This is a genomic window from Nitrospira sp. Kam-Ns4a (assembly GCF_965152595.1).
The window spans coordinates 1,785,540-1,808,782 of the sequence record NZ_OZ224218.1; the positions used below are offsets into that span (position 1 = coordinate 1,785,540).

28 protein-coding genes are annotated in these 23,243 nt (G+C 65.4%); 24 read left to right on the top strand and 4 right to left on the bottom strand.

The window, feature by feature from the left end:
* Nucleotides 1–25: 25 nt before the first annotated feature.
* The 18 genes from ACWHYQ_RS08880 (at nucleotide 26) to ACWHYQ_RS08965 (ending at nucleotide 16,414) form a co-directional block, all read left to right on the top strand.
* On the top strand, nucleotides 26–817 hold the full coding sequence (locus tag ACWHYQ_RS08880; RefSeq protein WP_447975329.1) for a hypothetical protein: 792 nt from the start codon (nucleotides 26–28) through the stop codon (nucleotides 815–817).
* Nucleotides 818–1,030: 213 nt separating this feature from the next.
* Complete coding sequence (locus ACWHYQ_RS08885) at nucleotides 1,031–1,336, top strand: hypothetical protein (RefSeq protein ID WP_447975330.1); 306 nt, start codon at nucleotides 1,031–1,033, stop codon at nucleotides 1,334–1,336.
* Between the two features lie 158 nt (nucleotides 1,337–1,494).
* Nucleotides 1,495–2,250 carry a YebC/PmpR family DNA-binding transcriptional regulator gene (locus tag ACWHYQ_RS08890; RefSeq protein WP_447975331.1) on the top strand — a complete coding sequence of 252 codons (756 nt, stop codon included), beginning with the start codon at nucleotides 1,495–1,497 and terminating at the stop codon, nucleotides 2,248–2,250.
* 113 nt (nucleotides 2,251–2,363) lie between these two features.
* Nucleotides 2,364–2,981: a Holliday junction branch migration protein RuvA gene (gene ruvA, locus ACWHYQ_RS08895; protein ID WP_447975332.1), complete on the top strand. Its 618-nt coding sequence runs from the start codon at nucleotides 2,364–2,366 to the stop codon at nucleotides 2,979–2,981.
* Nucleotides 2,978–3,460, top strand: a complete 483-nt coding sequence (locus ACWHYQ_RS08900; RefSeq protein ID WP_447975333.1) for a hypothetical protein — start codon at nucleotides 2,978–2,980, stop codon at nucleotides 3,458–3,460. The genes ruvA and ACWHYQ_RS08900 overlap by 4 nt, the downstream gene beginning before the upstream one ends.
* Before the next feature lie 37 nt (nucleotides 3,461–3,497).
* The gene (ruvB, locus tag ACWHYQ_RS08905; RefSeq protein ID WP_447975334.1) at nucleotides 3,498–4,502 is read left to right on the top strand and encodes a Holliday junction branch migration DNA helicase RuvB; all 1,005 of its coding nucleotides are present in this window, start codon (nucleotides 3,498–3,500) and stop codon (nucleotides 4,500–4,502) included.
* Between the two features lie 168 nt (nucleotides 4,503–4,670).
* Nucleotides 4,671–5,753: a prephenate dehydratase gene (gene pheA / locus ACWHYQ_RS08910; protein WP_447975335.1), complete on the top strand. Its 1,083-nt coding sequence runs from the start codon at nucleotides 4,671–4,673 to the stop codon at nucleotides 5,751–5,753.
* Nucleotides 5,754–5,757: 4 nt separating this feature from the next.
* On the top strand, nucleotides 5,758–6,861 hold the full coding sequence (gene hisC, locus ACWHYQ_RS08915) for a histidinol-phosphate transaminase (RefSeq protein WP_447975336.1): 1,104 nt from the start codon (nucleotides 5,758–5,760) through the stop codon (nucleotides 6,859–6,861).
* Nucleotides 6,858–7,871 (top strand): 3-deoxy-7-phosphoheptulonate synthase, encoded by a 1,014-nt coding sequence (aroF, locus tag ACWHYQ_RS08920; protein ID WP_447975337.1) that lies wholly within the window; start codon nucleotides 6,858–6,860, stop codon nucleotides 7,869–7,871. Before hisC ends, aroF begins: the two co-directional genes overlap by 4 nt.
* Before the next feature lie 114 nt (nucleotides 7,872–7,985).
* The gene (locus ACWHYQ_RS08925; protein WP_447975338.1) at nucleotides 7,986–8,903 is read left to right on the top strand and encodes a prephenate dehydrogenase; all 918 of its coding nucleotides are present in this window, start codon (nucleotides 7,986–7,988) and stop codon (nucleotides 8,901–8,903) included.
* Nucleotides 8,904–8,909: 6 nt separating this feature from the next.
* Entirely contained in the window at nucleotides 8,910–10,229 is a 1,320-nt protein-coding gene (gene aroA, locus ACWHYQ_RS08930; RefSeq protein ID WP_447975339.1) for a 3-phosphoshikimate 1-carboxyvinyltransferase, read from the top strand.
* Nucleotides 10,229–10,951 carry a (d)CMP kinase gene (gene cmk, locus ACWHYQ_RS08935; RefSeq protein ID WP_447975340.1) on the top strand — a complete coding sequence of 241 codons (723 nt, stop codon included), beginning with the start codon at nucleotides 10,229–10,231 and terminating at the stop codon, nucleotides 10,949–10,951. Before aroA ends, cmk begins: the two co-directional genes overlap by 1 nt.
* A complete protein-coding gene (locus tag ACWHYQ_RS08940) occupies nucleotides 10,948–11,640 on the top strand; it encodes a lysophospholipid acyltransferase family protein (RefSeq protein ID WP_447975341.1) in 693 nt (230 codons plus the stop codon). The genes cmk and ACWHYQ_RS08940 overlap by 4 nt, the downstream gene beginning before the upstream one ends.
* 68 nt (nucleotides 11,641–11,708) lie before the next feature.
* On the top strand, nucleotides 11,709–13,427 hold the full coding sequence (locus ACWHYQ_RS08945) for a 30S ribosomal protein S1 (protein WP_447975342.1): 1,719 nt from the start codon (nucleotides 11,709–11,711) through the stop codon (nucleotides 13,425–13,427).
* A 30-nt stretch (nucleotides 13,428–13,457) separates the two neighbouring features.
* Nucleotides 13,458–14,354: a signal peptide peptidase SppA gene (gene sppA / locus ACWHYQ_RS08950; protein WP_447975343.1), complete on the top strand. Its 897-nt coding sequence runs from the start codon at nucleotides 13,458–13,460 to the stop codon at nucleotides 14,352–14,354.
* Between the two features lie 78 nt (nucleotides 14,355–14,432).
* Complete coding sequence (locus tag ACWHYQ_RS08955) at nucleotides 14,433–14,711, top strand: HU family DNA-binding protein (protein WP_447975344.1); 279 nt, start codon at nucleotides 14,433–14,435, stop codon at nucleotides 14,709–14,711.
* Between the two features lie 24 nt (nucleotides 14,712–14,735).
* Nucleotides 14,736–15,728, top strand: a complete 993-nt coding sequence (locus tag ACWHYQ_RS08960; protein WP_447975345.1) for a PCP reductase family protein — start codon at nucleotides 14,736–14,738, stop codon at nucleotides 15,726–15,728.
* Nucleotides 15,729–15,742: 14 nt separating this feature from the next.
* On the top strand, nucleotides 15,743–16,414 hold the full coding sequence (locus tag ACWHYQ_RS08965) for a hypothetical protein (protein WP_447975346.1): 672 nt from the start codon (nucleotides 15,743–15,745) through the stop codon (nucleotides 16,412–16,414).
* A 196-nt stretch (nucleotides 16,415–16,610) separates the two neighbouring features.
* On the opposite strand, the gene ACWHYQ_RS08970 is transcribed toward ACWHYQ_RS08965, so the two are convergent.
* Nucleotides 16,611–16,931 carry a hypothetical protein gene (locus ACWHYQ_RS08970; protein ID WP_447975347.1) on the bottom strand — a complete coding sequence of 107 codons (321 nt, stop codon included), beginning with the start codon at nucleotides 16,929–16,931 and terminating at the stop codon, nucleotides 16,611–16,613.
* Nucleotides 16,932–17,083: 152 nt separating this feature from the next.
* Here ACWHYQ_RS08970 and ACWHYQ_RS08975 point away from each other — a divergent pair, with 152 nt between their 5' ends.
* From ACWHYQ_RS08975 to ACWHYQ_RS08990, 4 genes are all read left to right on the top strand, one after another.
* On the top strand, nucleotides 17,084–18,343 hold the full coding sequence (locus tag ACWHYQ_RS08975; protein WP_447975348.1) for an FG-GAP repeat domain-containing protein: 1,260 nt from the start codon (nucleotides 17,084–17,086) through the stop codon (nucleotides 18,341–18,343).
* Nucleotides 18,344–18,450: 107 nt separating this feature from the next.
* Nucleotides 18,451–18,651, top strand: coding sequence for a hypothetical protein (locus ACWHYQ_RS08980; RefSeq protein WP_447975349.1), 201 nt, complete (start codon nucleotides 18,451–18,453; stop codon nucleotides 18,649–18,651).
* Nucleotides 18,652–18,766: 115 nt separating this feature from the next.
* Nucleotides 18,767–18,946, top strand: coding sequence for a hypothetical protein (locus ACWHYQ_RS08985; RefSeq protein WP_447975350.1), 180 nt, complete (start codon nucleotides 18,767–18,769; stop codon nucleotides 18,944–18,946).
* A gap of 85 nt (nucleotides 18,947–19,031) precedes the next feature.
* Complete coding sequence (locus tag ACWHYQ_RS08990; protein WP_447975351.1) at nucleotides 19,032–19,886, top strand: D-alanyl-D-alanine carboxypeptidase family protein; 855 nt, start codon at nucleotides 19,032–19,034, stop codon at nucleotides 19,884–19,886.
* A gap of 161 nt (nucleotides 19,887–20,047) precedes the next feature.
* Here ACWHYQ_RS08990 and ACWHYQ_RS08995 read toward each other — a convergent pair whose 3' ends face one another.
* A complete protein-coding gene (locus tag ACWHYQ_RS08995; RefSeq protein ID WP_447975352.1) occupies nucleotides 20,048–20,587 on the bottom strand; it encodes a hypothetical protein in 540 nt (179 codons plus the stop codon).
* Between the two features lie 226 nt (nucleotides 20,588–20,813).
* On the opposite strand from ACWHYQ_RS08995, the gene ACWHYQ_RS09000 reads away from it, so the two are divergent.
* Complete coding sequence (locus tag ACWHYQ_RS09000) at nucleotides 20,814–21,296, top strand: N-acetyltransferase family protein (protein ID WP_447975353.1); 483 nt, start codon at nucleotides 20,814–20,816, stop codon at nucleotides 21,294–21,296.
* Nucleotides 21,297–21,326: 30 nt separating this feature from the next.
* Here the strand turns inward: ACWHYQ_RS09000 and ACWHYQ_RS09005 are convergent, their stop codons facing one another.
* Nucleotides 21,327–22,280: a LysR family transcriptional regulator gene (locus ACWHYQ_RS09005; RefSeq protein WP_447975354.1), complete on the bottom strand. Its 954-nt coding sequence runs from the start codon at nucleotides 22,278–22,280 to the stop codon at nucleotides 21,327–21,329.
* 170 nt (nucleotides 22,281–22,450) lie between these two features.
* Between ACWHYQ_RS09005 and ACWHYQ_RS09010 the strand changes: the two genes are divergently transcribed.
* Complete coding sequence (locus ACWHYQ_RS09010; RefSeq protein WP_447975355.1) at nucleotides 22,451–22,921, top strand: group I truncated hemoglobin; 471 nt, start codon at nucleotides 22,451–22,453, stop codon at nucleotides 22,919–22,921.
* 24 nt (nucleotides 22,922–22,945) lie between these two features.
* Here the strand turns inward: ACWHYQ_RS09010 and ACWHYQ_RS09015 are convergent, their stop codons facing one another.
* A complete protein-coding gene (locus ACWHYQ_RS09015) occupies nucleotides 22,946–23,233 on the bottom strand; it encodes a hypothetical protein (protein ID WP_447975356.1) in 288 nt (95 codons plus the stop codon).
* Nucleotides 23,234–23,243 lie beyond the last annotated feature (10 nt).

Below are 23,243 nucleotides of genomic sequence, written 5' to 3' on the forward strand. Positions count from 1 at the left end.
TTTGTCAGGCCGAGGGACGGCCATCGTGCAATCCATGAGCCCTTTCCCGCATCTCTCATTTCTCATCGCTGTTCTCTTCACGGTCGTCACTGCGTTCCTGGGCGCGCCCGGCCCCGCGCCGGCCCAGGATGGTCCTCCGTCGCAGGAACCCGCTCACGAGCCTGTCCACCACGCGCCAGCCGGCGCACCTGCGTGGGAGGGATCGCCGGCAGGGAAGGCCTACTCCGAGTTCAACCACCACCTGGCCGGGGTCTTCGTGCTCCTGATCGGGCTCAGCGAAGTCCGAAGCGCCTTGGCCTTGCCCCGGTTCGCCTGGACCCGTTTTCTCCTGCCCGCTTCCATGGTTGGGGCCGGGCTCTACCTGCTCATCTGGAGCGACCACGAAGCCTGGCCAATCGGGCGGATGAGCCTCACTGAGACCCTGTGGTCCGACGACCTGGAGATCCTTCAGCACAAACTCTACGCCGTCCTGCTCCTGGCGGTTGGCACGATCGAAGCGCTCCGGCATCTTGGCCGGATTCGGCACGGTCTCTGGCAGGCGCCCCTCCCCGTGTTCGCGATCCTCGGCGGTCTCCTGCTCTTCCTGCACGGCCACGGCGCCCATCCGGCCGCCCACAAGATCGCCCTCCACCACGCGATCATGGGGACCCTGGCGATGTCCGCTGGCGCCTGCAAGCTGATGCCCGGCTGGACGGCCGGTGGGAGGAGGACCGAGTTGGGTGGTGGCCCCAGAAAGACCAGGTGCTCTCGCTGGGACCTGGTCTGGGCGGGCTTGATCTGCCTGATCGGCATCCAGTTGCTCGTCTATACGGAGTAGCCCGCCGGGGCGGCTCCCGGTCGGCCATTCCCTGCACCGCTAGCGGTCTCTCCGGGTATCTGCTAGACTGAAACGCCGGTTAAACCGCCCTGAGCAGAGCCAGGGCGCATTGCTTGCGCGACACGTCGCCGGCCCAGGCGACCGGCGGTCCCGAGTGTCCCGCTGCCCACTGATCGACACCGCAGAGGAATCGGTGATCCTCCTTGGAGGGCTATGGAAGGCAAGCCGGCCAAGAGCCCGACCGTGGCGGGCATCCTGTCCGGGGTGCTGCCGGGCCTGGGCCAGTTCTACTGCCGGCAGTGGAAGAAAGGGGTGGGATTTCTGATCGGCGCGCTGGTGGCCGATGGCGCGTTCGGGGCCTCGGCTGGGTTCGTCCAGCTTCTGCACCATCTCCTGGCTGGTTCGCCGCCTCCGGAGGCCGGCTCGATCGTCCTGCGCTCGCTGCCGCTGTTTGCAGTCGCCATCTGGAGCATCGTGGACGCGGTCCGGACGGCAAAGGCCAGCATGGCGGCAACGTGAAGCTAGCTCCCGCCGCCGCTCGAGCGCGTGACGCGCGGCGTTGACACCCCTCCGGGGACTGTGTTAGAAGCTCCCTCAGATCGAACTGAAAATGAATGAGATTTTGCCGGTTTGCGCGGGTTTCCTCCGCAGATCGGCCGGAGCAGGAGGAGGCAGTCATGGGCGGCCATAGTCACTGGGCCACCACCAAGCGGCACAAGGCGGCGCAGGACGCCAAGCGCGGCAAGATTTTCACCCGCATCATCCGCGAGCTCACCATCGCCGCCCGCCAGGGTGGCGGTGACCCGGACCATAATCCCCGCCTGCGATTGGCTATCGCCAAAGCGAAGGACGCCAACATGCCCGGCGATACAATGAAGAAGGCGATTCAGCGTGGCACCGGCGAGCTGCCCGGAGTGAACTACGAAGAATTCACCTTGGAAGGCTACGGCCCGGGCGGGACAGCGTTGTTGCTGGAGATCACCAGCGATAACCGGAACCGGACCGTGGCGGAGATCCGAAGCCTGCTCACCAAGAACAACGGCAACATGGCCGAAGCCGGCGCGGTCGCCTGGCAGTTCCACAAGAAGGGGCTGCTGGTGGTGGATCGCGAGAAGGTGGACGAGGACCGCTTGCTCAGCCTGGCACTGGATGCGGGGGCCGAGGACGTGAAGGTCGGAGACAAGGCGTACGAGGTGCTCACCGCGCCCCAGGACTTCGAGGCGGTGAAGAAGGCCCTCACGGACGCCGGCATCGAGACCTCGCTGGCCGAGGTGACCTTCGTTCCCCAGAACACCATCCGGCTCGAGGAGAAGGCCGCCGAGCAAATGCTCAAGCTGATGGAGATTCTCGACGATCACGATGACGTGCAGAAGGTGCATGCGAACTTCGACATTCCGGACGAGATCATGGAAAAGGTCGCCGCAGCGGGATAAAACAGTGACGGGTGATGCGTGACGAGTGACGGGTACGGAATTCGTTCCTTGCACTGCTTAAATCTCCGGTCTTCGCCGGTCACGTGTCACCCTTTACGCGTCACGCGGAACGCATGATCGCCGCGCTCACTGGCCGGCTGACCTCGAAGGCTCCGTCGCTCATCACGCTCGACGTGCAGGGCGTCGGGTACGAGGTCCATATCCCCCTGAGCACCTACTACACGCTGCCGGACGCCAACGAGGTGGCGTCCCTCCACATCCACACCTATCTGCGCGACGACGCGATCCAGCTTTTTGGATTCTCCAGCTTTGAGGAGAAGGGGGCGTTCCTGCTCCTGACCGGGGTGTCCGGGATCGGGCCCAAGCTCGCGTTGAGTGTGCTGTCCGCGCTGTCTGTCTCCGATCTCATCTCGGCCGTGCGGGCGGGAGACGTGGAGAAGCTGGCCACGGTGCCCGGAATCGGCAAGAAGTCGGCCGGCCGGATCGCGCTTGAGCTGAAGGACAAGATCGAGCGCTTCCATCCTGCCCTCGCGAAACAGGCCGCCCCGCAGCCCGCGCTGTCGGGGCGGTTGCAGGAGGACGCCCTGTCCGCCCTTGTCAACCTGGGGTACAAGCCCGCCGAGGTCAAGGCTGCCATCAAGCGGGTGCTCGATGTGCCGGGCGCGGCGCTGTCGCTCAAGGAATTGATCCGGGATGTGCTGAAGGCGTTGGCCAAGGGGGGAGGGCGATGATGCGAAGAACGCAGTGGCCTGTCGCGGTCGCGCTGTTGGTCACGTGGCTCCCGGTCTTCCCCCTTGCGGTTGGCTTGGCCGGAGAGGCGGAGCCGAAGAGCCCCAGAATGGTCTGCGGCTCCTGTCCATCGGGCTATGCGCTGACCGGGGTCACGGAGGATGCCAAGCTTTGCCCGGACGAGGACCACCGGTTGGTGCAGTGCGTCCCGCTGGGCGCGAACCTGCTCTCCGTGTGCGGCTCGTGTCCGGACGGGTATCGCCCGGTGGGCTCCTCGCTGGTGCCGCCCCGCTGCGGCGGGGCCGATGGCGGGCTCATGAGCCAGTGCCAGCTTGAGCAGCTCGAGCGGGTTCTGCCCGACCCGACCCAGGGCGGGGTCCGGTGCCCGCCCGCCTGCGCGGGCGAGCTGCCGACTCCGGGCCAGGGGACACTCGAGCCGCCAAAGAAGTACCGGCCGGCGCCGAAGCCGTCGGAGAAGTGAGCAAAGCCGGGAACGTATCGGGACCAGGAAGAAGGAGATGGCTGAACGGCTGGTGACGGGGCAGGCTGCTGAGGCCGACCGCGGTCTTGAAGCGACGCTGCGGCCGCAGACGCTGGACGAATATGTCGGCCAGCGTCGGATGAAGGAGTCGCTCCGGATCTGCATTGAGGCGGCCCGGCGCCGCCGCGAGGCGCTGGACCATGCGATCTTCTACGGCCCCCCCGGGCTCGGCAAGACGACGATCGCGCACGTCATCGCCCGGGAGATGGGCGTAGCCATCCGCTCCACCTCGGGCCTGGTCCTCGCGCACGCAGGAGACTTGGCCGCCATCCTGACGAACCTCCAGGACCGCGACGTGTTGTTCATTGACGAGATCCATCGGCTGCCCGCGGCGGTGGAAGAGGCTCTGTACCCCGCGATGGAGGATGGCCAACTGGACCTCGTGATCGGGCAGGGCCCCTCCACCCGCACAATCAAGCTGGATCTGCCCCGGTTCACCCTCATCGGGGCGACGACCCGGGCGGGTGCGCTCACCTCGCCGCTCCGGGACCGGTTCGGGCTGGTTCACCGGCTCGACTTCTACCAACCCGACGAGCTACAGGCGATCGTGACACGCTCGGCGCGCTTGCTTGGGGTTTCCTTGGAGGAAGACGGCGCCGCGGAGATCGCGCGGCGCGCCCGCGGCACGCCGCGCATCGCGAATCGGCTCGTCAAGCGCATCCGTGACTTCGCCGAGATCAAGGCCGAGGGCCGGATCACCCTGCCGGTGGCCCGGGAGGCGCTGGCGTGGCTGGGTGTGGACAGCGCGGGCTTTGACGAGATGGACCGAAAGATCCTCCAGACCATTCTGGATCGGTTCGGTGGCGGGCCGGTGGGGATCGAAGCGCTCGCCGCGGCGGTCAGCGAGGAGAAAACGACCCTGGAGGACGTCTACGAGCCGTTCCTGATCCAGTCCGGCTACCTAGAGCGGACGGCCCGCGGTCGCCAGGCCACCCGGCGCTGTTTTGAACATTTTGGAAAGACAAGAGATTTGTTGACTTGAGGACTCCGAGCCTTCCTCTCGCGCTCCGTGACGATCCCCCCGCAGCGCGGCCAGCCGGTTGGTGCGGTCTGAGCCGGGCAAGTCGTAAATCTCATTGAAAAACCTTGCAAACCTTGGATGGGTTCAGTATGATGTTTGCTCTTCGTTCCGCGCCGGCGAGGGGGGCCATTGAGTACCCAGAATGACATCCAGGCGTTTCGCGCCGAGATTGACCGGCTCGACAACGAGATCCTGCGCTTGCTGAACGAGCGGTCCAAGCGGGTGATTGAGATTGGCAAGCTGAAGAAGCAGGCTGGGGCCGAGGCGAACCTGCACACGCCGGCCCGGGAGGCCGAGATCGTCGAACGGCTCATGCGGCAGAATCCGGGTCCCTTCCCGAACGAGGCGATCCGGCCGGTCTACCGGGAGATCATGTCTGCTTCCCTCTCGCTGGAAGGCCCCCAGAAAGTGGTCTACCTGGGCCCGCCCGCCACTTTTACGCACCTGGCCGCGAGCCAGAAGTTCGGGTCGTCCGCTCATTACATCCCGGTAAACGGCATCAAGGATGTCTTCGACGAGGTCGAGCGGGGCCGGGCGAACTTCGGCGTGGTGCCAATCGAGAACTCGACAGAGGGCGTGGTCAACCACACCCTCGACATGTTCATTGATTCCAACCTGTTGATCTACGGGGAAGTGCTCCAGGAGGTCTCGCACCACCTGTTGTCGCGGGCCGAGCGGGTGGAGGAGATTCAAAAAATCTACTCCCATCCCCACGCCATCGCCCAGTGCCGGCATTGGCTGGAGGCCAATCTGCCGCAGGTGCCGCTCGCCGAGGTGGCAAGCACCGCCCGCGCGGCGGAGCTCTGCACGGCCGAGCCGACGGCCGCCGCGATCGCATCGGAGCTGGCGGCCGAGCTGTACGGGCTGAAAGTCTTGAAGGCGCGGATCGAGGACAACATCAACAACGTCACCCGGTTCCTGATCCTGTCCAAGTGCGTACCCGAGCGGACCGGCAAGGATAAGACCTCAGTCATGCTGTCCGTCAAGGACCGCGTCGGCGCACTCTACGATCTGCTCCGCCCCTTCGCCTCGCACGGGATCAACCTGACGAAGATCGAGTCACGTCCCTCTCGGAGGAAGGCCTGGGAGTACATCTTTTTCGTGGACCTCGAGGGCTACGCCGAGGAGGAGCGGGTGAAGAAGGCCCTCGATGAGGTCAAGGGTCGGTGCCTGTTTTTCAAGATTCTCGGGTCCTATCCGGCCCACAGCTAAGCCTATGCCCTTGCGCGTCCACCAGGATATTGCCTCGCTCACGCCCTATAGCCCGGGCAAGCCAATCGAGGAGCTGCAGCGCGAGCTCGGGCTGACGTCCGTTATCAAGCTGGCTTCGAACGAGAACCCCTGCGGGCCATCGCCAAAGGCCGTGGCGGCGCTCTCGGACGCTGCGGCGACGCTCCATCGGTACCCGGACGGAAGCGCTTACCGGCTCCGGGGTGCCCTGGCCGAACGGTGGAAGGTGGCTCCGGACCAGGTGATCCTCGGTAACGGCTCCGACGAGATCATCGGGTTGCTTGTCCGCGCCTTCCTCGCGCCGGGCGACGAGGCGATCATGGCCGACCAGACCTTCGTGATCTACCGGATGGAGGTCACCGCCGCGCACGGGAGGCCGGTGGTCGTGCCGCTCAAGGCCCACCGTCACGACTTGCCAGCCATGGCCGACGCGATCACCGAGCGAACGCGGCTGCTGTTCGTGTGCAACCCCAACAATCCGACCGGCACGATGGTCAGCGCGACGGAAGTCGAGGCCTTGATGGCCCATGTGCCGGACCACGTGATCGTGGCCTTCGACGAGGCCTACTACGAATATGTCACGAGCCGGGACTTCCCAGACAGCCTGGCCTACGTCCAGCGCGGGCGGCCCGTGATCGTCCTGCGGACCTTTTCCAAGATCTACGGGTTGGCGGGCCTGCGGATCGGCTACGGCCTGACCACGGCGGAAATCGCCGAGTACCTCAACCGGGTCCGGCCCCCCTTCAACGCTAACAGCCTGGCCCAGCGGGCCGCGCTGGCTGCGCTGGACGACGACGAGCACGTCGCCCGCAGCCGGGCCCTGAACCGGCGTGAGAGGGACGTCTTGGAGACCGGGCTGCGGGCCCTAGGCTTTGCGCCGGTCCCGAGCCAGACGAATTTTCTGTATTTTGATGTGGGCCGCGACGGGCGGGCCGTCTTCGAGGCCCTGCTGCACGAAGGCGTGATCGTGCGCCACATCGAGGGGCCCATGCTCCGGGTCACCGTCGGGCTGCCCGAGGAGAACCGGCGGTTTCTGGAGGCGCTCCAGCGAGTCCTGCACCACCAGCGAACGTCAGCGAGGGAATCATGATTATCGTGTTGAAGCCCGAGGCCACCGAGCGGGAGATCGAGCACATCCTGGATCGGCTGCGGGAGCTCGGGCTGAAGCCGCACATTTCGAAGGGCGAAGAGCGGACGATCATCGGGGTGATCGGGGACGACCGGATCCTCCAGAATCAACCCCTGACCGTCTTCCCCGGCGTCGAGAGCGTGACGCCGATCCTGGCGCCGTGGAAGCTCGTGAGCCGGGAGTTCCAAAAGGCCAACACCGTCATCGACATCCAGGGGGTGAAGGTCGGCGGCAAGAAGCTCGCGATCATGGCGGGCCCCTGTGCAGTCGAGAAGCTGGAGCTGACGGTGGGTATCGCCCACGAGGTCAAGGCGGCCGGCGGAAGCATCCTCCGGGGCGGCGCGTACAAGCCCCGCACCTCCCCCTATTCGTTCCAGGGGCTGGGGCGCGAGGGCTTGGACTTCCTGCTGGAGGCCAAGAAGCAAACGGGGCTCCCAGTCGTGAGCGAGATCCTAGACCCGCGCGACATGGACCTCTTTTTGGAGAAGGCCGACATCATCCAGATCGGCGCCCGGAACATGCAGAACTTCGAGCTGCTTAAGGAAGTCGGGGCCTATGACAAGCCGGTCCTCCTGAAGCGTGGGCTGTCCGCGACGATCAAGGAGTTCTTGCTGTCGGCGGAGTACATTATGTCCCGTGGGAACCGCAACGTCATGCTGTGCGAGCGGGGGATCCGGACCTTCGAGACGCAGTACCGGAACACGCTGGACCTGGCCGCCGTCCCGACGCTCAAGGAGCTGTCCCACCTCCCGGTGATCGTGGATCCCAGCCACGCGACGGGCAAGTGGAATCTCGTGGCCCCGATGGCCAAGGCGGCAGTGGCGGCGGGCGCGGACGGGCTGCTCATCGAGGTGCACTCCGACCCCGAGCTGGCGCTGTGCGACGGGGAGGAGTCCATCAAGCCGACGAAGTTCAAGGAGTTGATGCTGGATCTCAGGAGGATTGCGGAGGCGGTCGGACGGGAGATTTAGGAGGCAGGACGCGTGACGCACGACGCGTGACGCGTTGAAAGACAACCAGCAGTCAACCAGTCTTGCCCGTCACCGGGGACCCGTTGTTGGGACGCCCAGTGCTCAGCGCTTGCAATGGGCCGGAGCAACGGGCGCCCCGCGTCACTCGTCACGGTCATCATGCCACCCCGCTTTAAGCAGGTTGCGATCATCGGGACCGGATTGATCGGCGGCTCCCTGGGCATGGTGCTCAGGCGCCAGGCTTTGGCCGACGCCGTCATCGGCGTCGGGCGCCGGGTCGAGAATCTGAAGGCGGCGGTCGAGCTGGGTGCCATTGATCGGTATGTCTCCGAGGCCCGGGAGGGCGTGCGGGGAGCCGACCTGGTGGTGCTGGCCACGCCGGTGGATACGTACGAGCGGCAGGTCCGCGACTGGGGCGAGACCTTGGCACGGGGCGCGATCGTCACCGATGTGGGCAGCGTCAAAGGCTCCCTGGTGGGGCGAGTGGAGGCGCTGCTCCCGACCTGGGTCCGGTTCGTCGGGGCGCACCCGATCGCTGGCAAGGAGAAGACCGGCGTCGCCGCTGGGTCCCCCGACCTGTTCCGGGGGGCCCGCTGCATCGTGACCCCGACGCCCCGGACCGATCCCGAGGCGCTGCGGCTGGTCCAGGAGCTATGGGAGGCCGCCGGCGCGACAGTCATCAGCATGGATCCGCTCGTGCACGACCGTGTGCTAGGGGCTGTCAGCCACCTGCCACACGTGGCGGCCTTTTCGCTCATGACTGCACTGGATGAGGTCCGGCGCAGCCTCGCCCCGGACCTTGATGTGCTGGCCTTCTCCGGCGGCGGGCTCCGCGACACCACCCGGATCGCGGCCAGTTCGCCTGAGATGTGGCGGGACATCTGTCTGTGGAACCGGGGCAACCTCGTCCAGTTGATTGAAATCTATGAATCCCACCTCCGGCACCTCAAGCAGCTCATCCGCGACGGGGATGGAACTGGCATCGAAAAGGAGTTGGAGCGCGCCCGGCAGGTACGGCTGGAGCTGCGCTGATCCCGCATGGCCTCTCTCACCGTGAATCCAGGCGGTCCGCTCCAGGGGACGATCTCCGTGCCCGGGGACAAGTCCATCACCCACCGCGCGGTGATCCTGTCCGCCCTGGCGGAAGGCGAGAGCGTGCTCGCCGGCTACAGTCGAGGCGAGGACTGCCTGAACACGATCCGGGCGTTTCGGCGCATGGGCATCCGGATCGAGGAGCGGGAGGACCGACTGCGGATCTTCGGCAAGGGGCTGTGGGGGCTCTCCGAGCCCGACGCGCCGATTGACTGCGGGAACTCGGGCACGGGCATCAGGCTGCTCGCGGGCCTCCTGGCCGGGCAGGATTTCTTCACCGTGCTGACCGGGGATGAATCCGTTCGCCGTCGGCCGATGGGCCGGGTGGTCAAGCCGCTGCGGGCGATGGGGGCGGTCATCGCTGGGCGCAAGGGCGGCGAGCTGGCCCCGCTGGCGATTACCGGCAGCCGGTTGCGCGGGATGACCTATCACTTGCCGCTGGCGAGTGCCCAGGTCAAGTCGGCCCTGCTTCTGGCTGCTCTCTACGCCGAGGGGACGACGCGGCTGACGGAGCCCCAACGCTCGCGCGACCATACAGAGCGGCTGTTCCGGTACTTCGGCATTCCGCTCGTCGAGGAGGGCGAGGCCTTGGTGGTCCAAGGCCGGCCCGCGACGGGCTGGCCTGGAGCCTCCGCACTGACGGTGCCCGGGGATCTCTCGGCGGCCGCGTTCTTCGTGGTCGGTGCGACGATCGTGCCCGGCTCGGACGTGACGATCCGAAACGTGGGGCTCAATCCGACCCGGACGGGCCTGCTGGACCTCCTGGTGGAGATGGGCGCCGACATTCAGGTGCTGAACCGGCGGGAGGACGCGGGAGAGCCGGTCGGCGATCTTCACGTGCGCGCGGCCGCGCTGCGCGGCGTCCGGATCGCCGACGCGCGCATTCTCCAGATGATTGACGAGGTTCCGATCCTGTGCGTCGCGGCAGCCCTGGCGGCGGGTGACACCGTCGTCACGGGGGCGGCGGAGCTGCGGGTCAAGGAAAGCGATCGGATCGCCAGCATGGCCTCGGAGCTGCGCAAGCTGGGGGTTCAGGTCGAAGAACATCCTGACGGGCTCCGCATTACGGGCGGGGGCGGGCGCCCCTTGCGGGGCGCCGCCTGCCAGAGCTTCGGTGACCACCGGGTGGCGATGTCGCTGGCGATCGCGGCGCTCAGGGCCGAGAGCCCCGTCACCATCGGCGAGACGGACTGCATTGACACGTCGTTCCCTGGGTTTTCTGACAAGCTCTTGGAATTATTGACACAATCTCCACGGGGACTATAATGGACAGCCGGCGAGCCACCAACCCGAATCCACCCCGGCGCGAGCCGGCGTCGGCGCGGCGCTTGCTCGTCACGATTGATGGGCCGGCCGGAGCTGGCAAGAGCACCGTGGCCCGGCGGTTGGCCCGGCGGCTCGGCTATTTCTATTTGGACACGGGCTCGCTCTACCGAGCCCTCGCCTGGAAAGCGACGGCGACGGGCGTCAGTCCCGCCGACTCCCAGGCCGTGACGCGAATGCTTTCAGAAACCAGCCTGACGATCGAGGGTCCTCCGGACTCCCCGCGGGTGCTCATGGACGGGCGGGACGTCACCCAGGAGATCCGCACACCCGAGGTCAGCCGCGCGGCTTCGGTGATCGCCGCCATCCCCGCGGTTCGGGAGTGGCTGATTCCGGTGCAGCGCCGGCTTGGCGCCGCCGGGGGGATCGTCGCGGAGGGGCGCGACCTCGGCACGCGCATTTTTCCGACGGCGGACGTGAAATTCTTTTTGGACGCCCGGCTTGAGGTGCGCGCGGAGCGGCGCCATCAGGAGCTCGTCCGCGCGGGCCATGTCTCGGGTTTGGAGGAGGCGCGCGCCGACCTTGACGCCAGGGACTCACGAGACCGGTCCCGGGAGGTGGCTCCGCTCAGGCCCGCTCCCGACGCCCACGTCATTGACACGTCCATGCTGGAGGTGGACGACGTGATCGAACGGATGATGGCGGAGATTGCCACCAAGCTGTGAGCGCCGTCCTCTACGGGCTCCTCTGGGTGCTGTTCAACGTCCTCGGCCGTCTGTTCTTCCGATACAGGGTCGTCGGCCGCGAACATATCCCGAGACGCGGGGGAGTGCTGATCGCGGCCAACCACGCGAGCTATCTAGACATCCCGCTCCTGGGATGCGGGATCCCGCGGCGGGTGGCGTTTCTCGGTCGCCAGGATCTGTTTCCGATCCCGGGCGTCCGGGAGACCCTGCGATGGCTCGGCTGGATTCCCATTCGCCAGGACCGGCTGGATCGGGAGGGATTCGGCCAGGCGATCCGCCTCATCAAGGCGGGAAAGGTGGTGGTGATTTTCCCGGAGGGGATGCGCTCTCCGGACGGCCGGCTGAGGCCAGGGAAGCCGGGGATCGGCGTCATCGTGGCTGAAACCGGTTGCCCGGTGGTGCCGGCCTACATCGCGGGCACCCATGAGGCCTTGCCGGTGGGCGCCCGCTGGATCAAATGCCATCCCGTCAGGATCACCTACGGGAAGCCGCTCGACTTTACGGCCGACGCGGCGCGGGGCACCGGCAAGGAGTTCTATCGTCACGTGGGTCGGGTCGTTGTGGAGCGGATCGCCGAGCTTGGGCACGTCGCCCCGCCGGCGGACCCGAGCGAAGGCCCCCGGCGGGGCCGCACGAGCCCGCCCACCGAACCGCACAACGCTGAGTGAGGTTCGGATCGTTCAACCATCAGCACCCGACCTGGGTCGGACATGAGCCAGACAGAAGGATCGCACGCATGAATATAGGATCGAAGCAGACAGACGAGTTGCTGGACCGAGGCGCCCTGGCCGCGCTGTACGATGAGACCTTCCGGAACTTCGAGGAGGGCACGATCATTGAAGGGCGCGTCATCGCCGCGGGCAAGGACAAGGTGATCGTGGACATCGGGTACAAGTCCGAGGGCGTCATTCCCGCGGAGCAGTTCTCGGCCGAGGAGCTGCAGCACCTGAAGGTGAATGACCGCGTCATGGTCTACATCGAGGAGCGGGAGGATGCGGAAGGCAACCTCGTCCTGTCCAAGGAAAAAGCGGACAAGATGAAGGTCTGGGAGGAGCTGGAGCGGGCCTACAAGGAGGAGAAGACCGTCGAGGGCCGCATCCTCTCGCGCATCAAGGGCGGGATGATGGTGGACATCGGCGTCAAGGCCTTCCTCCCCGGTTCGCAGATTGACCTGCACCCGGTTCGGGATCTCGATGCGTTGATCGGGAAGACGTTCCCTCTCCGGATCATCAAGATCAACCACCGGCGGGGCAACGTCGTGGTGTCGCGGCGGGTGCTGCTCGAAGAGACGCGCGACAAGCGGCGGCAGACCACGCTGGCAACCCTGAAGGAAGGCCAACTGATCCAGGGCTCGGTCAAGAACATCACCGAGTACGGCGCCTTCATTGACCTGGGCGGCATTGACGGCCTGCTGCATATCACCGACATGTCCTGGGGCCGAGTCGGGCATCCCTCCGAGCTGTTCGTGGTCGGCGACAAGGTCGAGGTCATGGTGCTCAAGTACGACCGCGACACCGGCCGCATCTCCCTGGGCCTCAAGCAGAAGAGCCCGGATCCCTGGACCAACGTCGCGAGCAAGTATCCCGTAGGCTCGCGGGTCCGCGGCCGCGTCGTCAGTCTCACCGACTACGGGGCCTTCGTGGAGCTGGAGCCAGGCGTCGAGGGGCTCGTGCATGTCTCCGAGATGTCCTGGACGCACGAAGTCCGCCATCCGTCGCGGCTGGTCTCGGTGGGGGACCAGGTGGAGGCGCAGGTCCTGAACGTGGATCCGAACAACCGCAAGATTTCCCTGGGCATGAAGCAGACGGCGCCGAACCCCTGGGATACGGTCGAAGCGAAGTATCCGCCCGGCACTCGCATCGAGGGCAAGGTGAAGAGCCTGACCGACTTCGGCGCCTTCATCGGGTTGGACGAGGGGATTGACGGACTCATTCACATCTCCGACATGTCCTGGACCAAGCACATCAAGCACCCCTCGGAGCTGTTCAAGAAGGGACAGAAGGTCGAGGCGGTGGTCCTCCGCATTGACAAGGAGAAGGAGCGGCTGTCCCTCGGGTACAAGCAGCTCACGCGGGACCCCTGGGAGGACGTGATTCCACTACGGTACCGCGTCGGCGCGGAGACCGTCGGCAAGGTCATGAAGATCACTGACTTCGGGGTCTTCGTCGAACTGGAGGGCGGCGTGGAAGGGCTCATTCATATCAGCGAGACCGGCCTCGAGCCACACACCCGTCTGGAAGAGAAGTTCAAGCTGCAGGACGAAGTCCATGCCAAGATCATCAAGGTGGACCGCGAGGAGCGCAAGATCGCGCTGAGCCTCCGCGAGTACCAGATGGACTCCGAGCGCAAGCAGGTGGAGGAGTTCCACGCGACTCAGGGGGCCCTGGATCAGAGCCTGGGCCGGGCGGCGAAGAAGACCAAGCGGCGCGGCGACGCGGAGTCCGAGGAGTCCTAGAACCGGGGAGCGGGACGGGATGGGAAGCCCATGAGCGAGGATGCATCGGAGAAGGGACGGCGGCGACGGCCGTGGCGGTTCATTCTGTGGACACTCGTGATCGGGTTGGCGTTGGTCTATCTGGTCAGCGCCATCTTTCCCGATCTGGACCTCATCCCAGGCGATCGCGTTGCGTTGATCCGGGTGGAAGGCGTGATCCTGGATGCTGAGCAGACGGTGGGCGACCTGAAGCGATTCGCGGACAGTCCCTCCGTCAAGGCTATCGTGCTGCGGATTGACAGCCCCGGCGGGGGCGTCGTGCCGTCCCAGGAGATCCACGACGCAGTCAAGCGGGTCCGGGCGAAGCACAACAAGGTCGTGGTGGCCTCGATGGGCACCGTCGCCGCGTCCGGGGGGTACTACATCGCGGTCGCGACCGACCACATCGTCGCGAACCCCGGGACATTGACAGGGAGCATCGGGGTCATCATGGAGCTGGCCAACCTGGAAGGTCTGCTTCAGAAGATTGGCGTGGAGAGCGTGGTCGTCAAGAGCGGGCCGCACAAGGACCTCGGGTCGCCCTTCCGAAAGATGAGCGAGGACGAGCGGCAGATCCTGCAGTCGGTCCTGGACGACGTCCACGGGCAGTTCATCGAAGCGGTCGCGGAGGGGCGGGCGCTCGATATCGCCAAGGTGCGCCCCCTGGCTGACGGGCGCATCTTCACGGGGCGCCAGGCGAAGGAAGCCAACCTGGTTGACGACTTGGGTGATCTGGACGAGGCCATCCGGGTGGCGGCGGATCTGGGTGGGATCGAAGGGGAGCCCAAGGTGGTCGAGCCGCGGCGCCGATTCTCGATCCGGGAGCTCTTGGAGAGCAAGCTCTTCGGCCCGCTCCACCGGCTGAATTTCCAAACAGGTGTGAGTCTGAAATACCTCATGGCGTTCTGAAGCCGGCCTGGTCAAGCCTGCACCGAAGCAGGACCCGGCGCCACCCCCAGCTCGCGGCTGGGCAAGGAGGAAGAAGGGATGACGAAAGCACAGATCATCGAACGTGTCGCGGAGCAGGTCACGACGCTCACGAAGCGGCAGGCAGAGGTCGTCGTCAATACGATCTTCAACTCCATCCGTAACTCCCTGCAAAAGGGGGACAAGACCGAGATCAGGGGGTTCGGCAGCTTCCGGCTGCGCTCCCGCCGCATGAAGGAAGGCCGCAATCCCAAAACCGGCGCCACCGTGAGCGTGCCCGCCAAGAAGGTGCCTTTCTTCAAAGCGGGCAAGGAGTTGAAGGAGCTGCTCAACAAATAGGCTCGTGTGCCGGGGAGCCATCCAATGGAGATGTTTGATCGAAACGAGGAACCCGCCGTTGCCGCCGTCACTTGGACTGAAGGCGCGCTGAAGCGCATAGAGCGCGCGCCCGCGTTCCTGCGCGGCATGGTCAAGCGGCTGGCCGAAAAGAAGGCGCGCGAGTTGGGGTACGCGGAGATTACGGAGGAGATCCTCGATCAGTTCAAGAGCCAGATGATGGGCCGCATGGGCGGCGAGGCCGGCCTGGCCGTCGCGGCGGGCCAGATGGCCAAGGGCCAGCTCCCCTGGACGGCCGCCGCACGGGAGCGGCTCGAGACAGTGCCGGAGTTCATGCGCGGTATGATCAAGCAAATCGCTGAAGAGCTGGCGCTCAAGGACGGCCATCTGGAAGTCAACGTCGATCTCTTCGAAAAGGTCGAAGCGCTGGGTGATCTCCAGGAGCGCCCCAGCCCGCCGATGGAGTGGACCGACGAGGCCCGAGCCTTGCTCCAGAACAAGGTGCGGGAAGCTCCACCGATCGCGATGGAGTTCGTCCTGGACATGCTGCAACGGGACACGGAGGATCTGGCGCGGGAGCGGGGGCTCAGCCGCATTGACAAGGCAGCGTTCCTCGCCGTCTGGGAGGCCCCCCCAGAGCAGATCACGTGGACTGACGAAGCCTGGAAGCGACTCCAGACCTCCCCGGATTTCGTGCGCAGCGGGATCCGCAAGGCCGCCGAGCGCCGGGCCAGAAAAATGGGGCTCAAGGAGATTGACTCCGAGCACCTTACGCAGTTCCGGAACGAAGCGATGATGAAGGCGGTCAAACGGATCCGGAGTTTCGGGTACCGGGAGCTGACCTTCGACGCGTTCGAAGACGCCATGGCGAAGGTCAAACGGCTTCAGGGCAACGAGCAGGCCGAGAAACGCCTGGCGGAGATCCGCGAATACATGAAAAAGAAGCCGGAGGTGGGCGTGCTCGGCGAAGAGCTCATGGAGCGATTCCGGAAGTATCTGCGAGGCGAAGGGCCGCTGTAGGGCCCGGCCATCCGGTGAAGACGCTTGCCCTCCTATTGCTCCTGCTCCTCTCCCTTGCCGGTTGCGCCACGGGGCTCAAGCGGGACGGACGTTGCCTGGCCAGCCTGACCCCAGAGTTCCTCGGGGCGCACCAAGAGCTGGATGAGCTGGAGGCGGCCTGGCGCGCGGCGGAGCGGGTCCTCGATCGGAGTGAGGCTGCCAAGGAGCCGGGTCCTGGAGCCGGCGCGCTCCGGCCTGCCCGCGGGAGCGATTCGTTCACCGATGCCCAGACTTCCTCCGAGGAGGCCCGCCGGGCCGTGCAGGAGGCCTACCGTCGCTTGGTCGAGGCGAAAGCCCGGCACCGGACGACGCTGGCGTGGTACGAACGCGTCTACGACCGGGTCCGCACCAGACAGGAGGAGGAAGAGATCCTGTCGCAGGCTCGCGCTGTGTTGATCACGGGCCCAGGGCTTCTGCTCTACCCCGTCATCCACTGGAACGTCCATCACGTCTTCTGGGACGGACAAGACCCGGATGCGGAATCGGATGGCGTTACGCAGTTCTGCCAGGGGCGTTTGGCGGCGGAGCTGGGCGGCGGGGAGCTGCCCGGGACGGCGAACCGCGCCTTGGCGAAAGAACGGGAAGCAGACGCAGGGGCAGGAACGACCGCGCGGCAGGAGAAAAGTGGTGGAGGGACGTCTCCCTAGGAGGATGAGGAGACGTCAGTTACTTTGGGGCACAACCAAAGCAAACACCTCCACCGCTTCACTAAATCATGGGAGTCCTCATCGGTGCAAGCCCAGGCAGGTCCGTCGCCGCGGCCGTGAGTCAGCTTGACTTTTCGCGGTGTTCCAAGGAGACGCCGCCTCGGCTCTTGCCTGCCGGAGACGGCGTCCGCGGGGCTTACTTCGAGAGGGTCTGCTTCGGCCAAAATTTGTGTCGAATCTGGGGCAGTGGGGCGTTCTCGAAGTTGGGGATGTCGTAGAGGCACCGGTCAATCGTCTGAATCTCTTCTTCCGTCAGCTCCAAGACGACTTTCTTCTTCCAGAACTGATCGAGCACGTAATAGTCGGCGGTCTGCGGCTTTCCGGCGAGCAGCGCCTGCATGGTCTTGAAGCCCTCGGTGTCGGTGCCTGGGATCCGCCCCTTGTTTTTGTCCAGGCACCATTTCAAGACCTCCGCGATCCCATACATAGTCAGCTCGATCTTCACCTTTTCGGCCATTGGTCCCTCCTTCGCGTGGGCGCCTATTCTACCGTACCGCTGCGCCGGACTGCCAGAGGCAAGACCGGGGCGGCCCCGCTGAGACCCGGGCGATTGCGAAAGTGCGCTGCGCCTCTGTATACTACGTTCTTGGCCGGGATGCGACGAATGACATGCCTGCACGACCTCGCACCGTGCAATGCACGGCGATCCCGAACATCTGCCGGGCAGGGACGGTGAACGCGCTGGGTCGTCCGAGGCGTCTCCGGGCCGGCGCCGGAGGCGCACTGCTCGCGGCCGCCGCGCTCGCCTGTGCCTTCGGCGGATGCTCGCAAAAAGACCCCTACCAGCCGCCCGATCTCCTCTATCTGTTCGCCAGCTACCCTGTGGGGAAGAACCCCACTTCTGTCACGACCGCGGACCTCAACGGGGACGAGTTCACCGATCTGGTGACCACGAACATCGGCAACAATACGTTGTCGGTCCTCTTCGGCAACGGCGACGGCACGTTTCGAGAGCAGATTGCCATCGAGGCGGGCAAAGAGCCGCGCGCGCTTGCCTTGGAAGACTACAACGCTGATGGACTCACCGACGCGGCCGTGGCGTGTTCCGGCAGTGACCAGGTCGCAGTCTTTTTCGGAGTCCAGGGAGGCACGTTTCGGGTCGGGCACCGGTACTCCGTCCACCGTACCCCCGTCTCGATTGCTGCGGGCGATGTCAACGGGGACGGGAAAGCGGATCTCGTGGTCGCGTTGCGAAACGATAAGGTACGCGTGCTTCTCGGGAACGGCGACGGGACCTTTCGCGAGGGGCCCCAGTACGAGTTCGGCGATACGCCAACGTCTCTGGCGATCAGCGATCTGAATCGGGACGGCAAACTCGACATCGCCGTGACCAACGGCGGACCCATGAGCAGCGCGGTGTCCATCTGGCTCGGCAGGGGTGACGGGACGTTCCAGGGGCCGACCGACTATCGAACCGGGAAGCGCCCGCTGAACGTGGCTTTCGCTGATTTCAACAACGACCACCTGACCGACTTGCTCGTGATCAACGGGGAGCGGGATACGTTCACCGTGTTCCTGGGGAAAGGCGACGGGACGTTCCAGGAAGGCAAGGAGTCTGGCGCCGATGCGGGGCCGGTCTTCGGTGTCGCTCGGGATTTCAACGGGGACCATCTGACCGACGTAGCCATCGCCAACATCCAGTCGAATAACCTCTCGATCCTGTACGGCCGCGGAGACGGCACGTTTCGCTACCCTCCGATCAACTACCGGACCAAGGCCGGTCCCTTCGCCATGGCCACGCTCCACCTCCGGACGAATGACAGGAGCGAGCCGGGCCTGGCGGTCGCTGACAACGGCAGCGGGAGTGTCACGATTTTTCTCCATCGGGGGATCAAAGCGCCAGCGGGTGGGTCGCCCGCCTCGTCGTAATCGGGCCGCTTGTTTCTTGACAGTCCTTCATCTCTGGGCTAGAGTGGCCGATATCTTCATCAAGTCCTGCCGCAGACGATGGCTGCCGCTTCGAAGGACCAGTAAGGGTGAGGACATTCCTCTGGTGGTTTGGCATCGGGTCGCTCACCACCCTCTCGGTGCTAATGGTACAGGGCGGTGTCCGTGACCTGGTCTACGCCAGTCATCCGGCGGGGAGCACCCAAGCCCTGCTCACCTTCACTATCACCATCGCGGGCGGAGGGCTGCTCGCCGGGTGCCTGGCGCTGATTATGAATCGCCTCAGGTGACGGCGCACAAATGGCTTGACAGCGGCGCGAGCGAAGGAGTAGAAGCCTCCCTGGTCTGGGCCGCGCAGGAAAGACCAAGATCGATCGCTGCAGAGCTGGGGCGGGCATGCATTGTTTGAAATGCAAGGGCTTCATGATGGTGGAGCGGCACTACACGCTCGTGAACCGGCGGCTCTACGCCCGTTGCCTCAACTGCGGCTTTTGGCTGGATCTCGCGGATCTGCTCAGATTCTTTCACAGGGTGATTGATAGTGGAGTCCGGGGCGCCAAGGTCCGTGAAACGCTCACGCTCTGACTGCAGTCCGGCGGCCTCCTCGTCGTGCGGTCCGCCCGGGTGGCTCCGCCGGCTCACCGGCTGCCACGGCCGGAGCGCCGTCGCATTGGGCCTGCTCGCCTGCCTCCTGGCCGCTGGCCTGGGCTGGTCCTCGCTCGCCCAGGCGGAGTCGCAGCTCCCCGTGAAGCCGCCCGCCCACAAGCTGTTGGGTCCTCGGGCTTGGGCCCACGGTATCTTGCTGAAAGATCTCAGGACCGGCCGGACGATCTACGAATTCATGTCTGATCGGCGCCTTTCCCCCGCCAGCCTCACCAAGATCATGTCAGCCCTGGTCATCCTGGAAGAAGGCCACTTGCACGACTACGTCACGGTGAGCCGGAAGGCGGCGGCCGCGCCCAGGATCCGCCTCCGGCTGCGAGCCGGGCAGGTGTTCCGCCTGGAGGATCTCCTCAAGGCGATGCTCATCACCTCCGCGAACGATGCTTGCCTGGCTGCCGCGGAGCATGTCGGTGGCTCAGAGGAGGGCTTCGTCGCATTGATGAACCGGAAGGCGGCGGCGATGGGGCTCCAGGACACGCACTTCAGCAACGCGTGCGGATTCGATGCCCCCACCCACTATTCAACCGCGGCCGACCTGGCCAAGCTCACCGAGAAAGCCCTGCAGGACCCCGTCTTCCGCGCCTTTGTCCGCGAGAAGTACGAGGTGATCAGCGCCGTCAACGCCAACCGGTCGTACCTTCTCCGGAACACCAACCGCCTGCTCGGCGCGGTGCCCGGCGTCGAGGGCGTCAAGACCGGCTTTACCTCGCAAGCCGGGCGGTGCCTTGTCGCCAAGGTCTCGCAGGACGGGAAGGAACTGCTGCTAGTGCTTCTTCACGCCAATCGTCGCTGGAACTCGGCGATGCACCTCATCAACTACGGCTTGCAGACCCTCGACCAGACCGCCAACGTCATGCGGTAAGCGCCAGGCGGACGCCTTCGGGCGCCGTGACCGGGGCGTTGAGTTAGCGGGCCCTCATACGGAGCGGACCCTGTGTGGCAACCAGGATGGAACGAGACCGTCGGCCCTTCTGCGCGGTGTCAGCGGCGGCTTCTCATTGCGGTCGGGCGTCGGGCCCGCGGTCAGTGCGGGAGGGTGAACTCGACGTTGATGTCTTTTCCGAGGTAGTTCACGAGGAAGCCCTGCTTCTCGTAGGTCATCGCGGCGCCCATGACGTTTTCGTCGCCGAAGTCTTCTTTCCCCAAGAGCTTGCGGATCTCCTCGGGACTCTCGCTGTTCAGGACGTTGCGAAAGATCCCGCGCGCCTTAAAGGCAAAGCGATTATTGATGAAGATGAGGTCCACCTTGCCATCCATCAACCGCACGCCGGCCATGGGCCCGGTGGGCTTCCGCTGGTCCAGCAACAGGATGAAGGTCCCTTCCTGCTCCGCCTTAACTCCGGGGATCTTCTCATTCACCAGGACATCGGTGGCCTTGGATTCTGGATCCCCCAGTTTGACGCCGTACAGGGAAATCTCGGTGCTCTTGATCGCTTTGGGATCCATCACGTCGTTCTTCGTCAGCTCATACGGCTCGGCTCCGGCCGCGGCAGCCAACCAGCCGGAAAGCATCAGTGCGGATGCGAACGATCGCAGCCAGACCACCCACCGTCGTGCGTGCATCGGATCCTCCCTAAGCTGGTGGCCGAGCCTCCAGCGCAAGAGCCGGGACGAGGCCAAAGGAAGTCGGGTAAAAAAACGGCGCCATTGTAGCCGAGGCTGGGTGAAGTTGCAAGGCAACGGCCTGCGGTGCGCGTGGGGGGTGCTCCGTGCAGACTGTGGGATTGCCGTGAGCGGGCGCCGGCGGGCCAGCGCGAAGGCCGTATGAAGCGCATGAAGACGGAGGGTGATGCTGACGATCAGGTCCGCCACGGAGCGGGATTTCCCTGACATTCTCAGGATTCAGCGGGACGCCTTTTCCGAGTACGCCAACGTCTACGAGGTCAGCGCGTGGACCACGGAGACGCTGGAAAGTCTCGCGGCGGACGCGCGGGAGAAGGCCATCCTGGTGGCGACCCTGGACGACACGATCGCAGGCTCGGTCCGGTTCTGGACCGTAGCTGGCGTCTGCGTCATTCGTCTCCTCTCGGTGGATCCCGTGCGGCAGGGTCGTGGGATCGGCAAAGCCCTGCTGCAGGAGGTCGAACGGAGGGCTTCCGGCGCACACAAGCTCTACGCCTGCACGATGCTGCGGACGGCCCGCAATGTCCACCTCTTCCTGTCCCTGGGCTATGAGCCGGAGACGATCCTTCCCCGACATTATCACAAGCTCGACCTCATCTGCTTCGCCAAGTACCTCGAGCCGGCCGTGCCAGGGCCGCGAGCCTCCTGACCGGCCGGTCCGTCCAATCGGCGGTGTCACCTACCGAGACTGAGCCACCACGGCCGGCCCCGCGGGAAGGGTGTCGCCGGAGCCCTCCGGTTCGAGCTGCAGCTCGGCGAGAACGGTTCGGCAGAGACGCAGGAACTCCCGGGCTGCTAGGCCGAGATGCCGCCCGGCCAGATGGATGAGGCCCACGGGATGGCGCGGGACTGGATCATACAGGGGGATGGCGCGCAGCGCGGCCTCTTGCAGGCGCGGGCGGACGTAGAGCTCCGGAAGAATGGTGAACCCCGCGCCGTGACGGATTGCTTCGAGGATCCCGTCCGGGGACGTCATCTCGACCGAGACCTGCGGACGCACGCCGGCGGCCGCACACTCCGCTTCGATCATCTTGCGGAGGCAGTAGTCCGCCGGCATGAGCACCAACGGAAGCTGCGCCAGCTCGCGCATCCGCATCCGGTTCCGCAAGAGGCGAACCTGCGCCGGCGCGACCAGCACAAGCCGCTCCTGAAACAGTCGCGACACGACCACGTGCTCCTGCGGGACCGGGAGCAGGCAGAGGCCCAGGTCCAGCCGGCTCGCCAGGACGGCGGAGACGATGTCCGCGGACGGCAACGCGTGGATCTGGAGATGCACCCCCGGGAACCGCCGCCGGAACCGGCTGACCAGCGGCGGGATGAGGTAGGAATTGACGGTCGAGAGGGCACCGACCTGGAGCCGCCCGCGCGCGCCGTTGGTCAGCTCGTGAATCGCCTCTGTGGCATGGTCCACCTCGCGCAAGAGGCGCTCGGCGTGTGCGTGCAGGATCTCGCCGGCCTGGGTCAACGCCACTTTCCGCCCCAACCGGTCGAAGAGTGGGGCGCCGAGTTCGTCCTCGAGCGCCGCGATCTGGACGGACAGAGAAGGTTGCGAGACGTGCAAGGCCTCAGCGGCCCGCGTAAAACTCTGGTGAGACGCGACGGCGAGGAAGTAGCGCAGGTGCCTGAGCTCCATCGGGTCCTCCGTGCGATAGCTAAATTTTATTAAATCAATTGAAACAATGTATTGGACCTATGGATCGTAACCGAGTACAGTGCCCTCGTCAATGGAGATCCGATCGCAGGGCGACTCGCCGCGCGACGGGCGCGGTGGGACGCGGGGGAACTCACCACAGGGAGGGCACCGTGCGCAGCAGAGGAGTCAGGAGGGCAAGCGGCTGGATCACGGCCGCCGTGATGCTGGCCACGTTGAGCTGTACAGGGATGCGGGCGGGAGAAGGACCGGCGACCAGCCAGTCTCTCTATGACCGGCTCGGGGGCAAGGCGGCGATCCAGGCGGTCGTGGACGAATTCGTCACGAACGTCGCGAAGGACGGGCGCATCAGCGGGCGCTTCGCCAACGTGGACATCCCGAAGTTAAAGGGGCATCTCGTGGACCAAGTCTGTGAGGCCACCGGCGGGCCCTGCCGGTATCGAGGTCGGGATATGAAAGCTGCCCATGCCGGTATGAGGATCACAACCGGCGACTTCAATGCCCTGGTCGAGGATCTGGTCCGTGCACTCGACAAGTTGAAGGTCCCGGAGCAGGAAAAGCGGGAACTCTTGGCCCTGCTAGGCCCCATGCAGAAGGACATCGTGGAGCTTCCCGAGCGGTGAGGGACCAAGTTGGCCCGAGGCTGATCAAGGCTGCCGGTGAGCGTCGAGCACGAGGCTGGCCAGGGTCCGGAGTCGTTCGAAGTACCCGACCGCCTCTTCCGGGATATCCGGCAGGAGCGTGTCCAGGTCGGCCAGGCAGTCCGCCAGGATCTCTATCCGCTGGCGGTCGAGGCCATCGGCCGAGTCTAGAAAGTACGTCGCGCAGCCGCTGATCACCGTGTCGAGGGTCATCAACTCGCCTTCGCTGGTCGTGGTGAAGATGGGCCATCCAGCGTTGCGGTGGACCTCCCATAGCGCGGCAATCGAGTCCACGTGGCAACCT

Bases quoted from the DNA above. Each gene is read 5' to 3' on its own strand.
- ACWHYQ_RS08945 (WP_447975342.1), top strand. From the start codon at position 11,709: ATGAATATAGGATCGAAGCAGACAGACGAGTTGCTGGACCGAGGCGCC.
- aroA (WP_447975339.1), top strand. From the start codon at position 8,910: ATGGCCTCTCTCACCGTGAATCCAGGCGGTCCGCTCCAGGGGACGATC.
- ACWHYQ_RS08955 (WP_447975344.1), top strand. From the start codon at position 14,433: ATGACGAAAGCACAGATCATCGAACGTGTCGCGGAGCAGGTCACGACG.
- ruvA (WP_447975332.1), top strand. From the start codon at position 2,364: ATGATCGCCGCGCTCACTGGCCGGCTGACCTCGAAGGCTCCGTCGCTC.
- ACWHYQ_RS09005 (WP_447975354.1), bottom strand. From the start codon at position 22,280: ATGGAGCTCAGGCACCTGCGCTACTTCCTCGCCGTCGCGTCTCACCAG.
- sppA (WP_447975343.1), top strand. From the start codon at position 13,458: ATGAGCGAGGATGCATCGGAGAAGGGACGGCGGCGACGGCCGTGGCGG.
- ACWHYQ_RS09000 (WP_447975353.1), top strand. From the start codon at position 20,814: ATGCTGACGATCAGGTCCGCCACGGAGCGGGATTTCCCTGACATTCTC.
- aroF (WP_447975337.1), top strand. From the start codon at position 6,858: ATGATTATCGTGTTGAAGCCCGAGGCCACCGAGCGGGAGATCGAGCAC.
- ACWHYQ_RS08890 (WP_447975331.1), top strand. From the start codon at position 1,495: ATGGGCGGCCATAGTCACTGGGCCACCACCAAGCGGCACAAGGCGGCG.
- ACWHYQ_RS08970 (WP_447975347.1), bottom strand. From the start codon at position 16,931: ATGGCCGAAAAGGTGAAGATCGAGCTGACTATGTATGGGATCGCGGAG.
- cmk (WP_447975340.1), top strand. From the start codon at position 10,229: ATGGACAGCCGGCGAGCCACCAACCCGAATCCACCCCGGCGCGAGCCG.
- ruvB (WP_447975334.1), top strand. From the start codon at position 3,498: ATGGCTGAACGGCTGGTGACGGGGCAGGCTGCTGAGGCCGACCGCGGT.
- ACWHYQ_RS08885 (WP_447975330.1), top strand. From the start codon at position 1,031: ATGGAAGGCAAGCCGGCCAAGAGCCCGACCGTGGCGGGCATCCTGTCC.
- ACWHYQ_RS08960 (WP_447975345.1), top strand. From the start codon at position 14,736: ATGGAGATGTTTGATCGAAACGAGGAACCCGCCGTTGCCGCCGTCACT.
- ACWHYQ_RS08900 (WP_447975333.1), top strand. From the start codon at position 2,978: ATGATGCGAAGAACGCAGTGGCCTGTCGCGGTCGCGCTGTTGGTCACG.
- ACWHYQ_RS08925 (WP_447975338.1), top strand. From the start codon at position 7,986: ATGGGCCGGAGCAACGGGCGCCCCGCGTCACTCGTCACGGTCATCATG.
- hisC (WP_447975336.1), top strand. From the start codon at position 5,758: ATGCCCTTGCGCGTCCACCAGGATATTGCCTCGCTCACGCCCTATAGC.
- ACWHYQ_RS08995 (WP_447975352.1), bottom strand. From the start codon at position 20,587: ATGCACGCACGACGGTGGGTGGTCTGGCTGCGATCGTTCGCATCCGCA.
- ACWHYQ_RS08975 (WP_447975348.1), top strand. From the start codon at position 17,084: ATGCCTGCACGACCTCGCACCGTGCAATGCACGGCGATCCCGAACATC.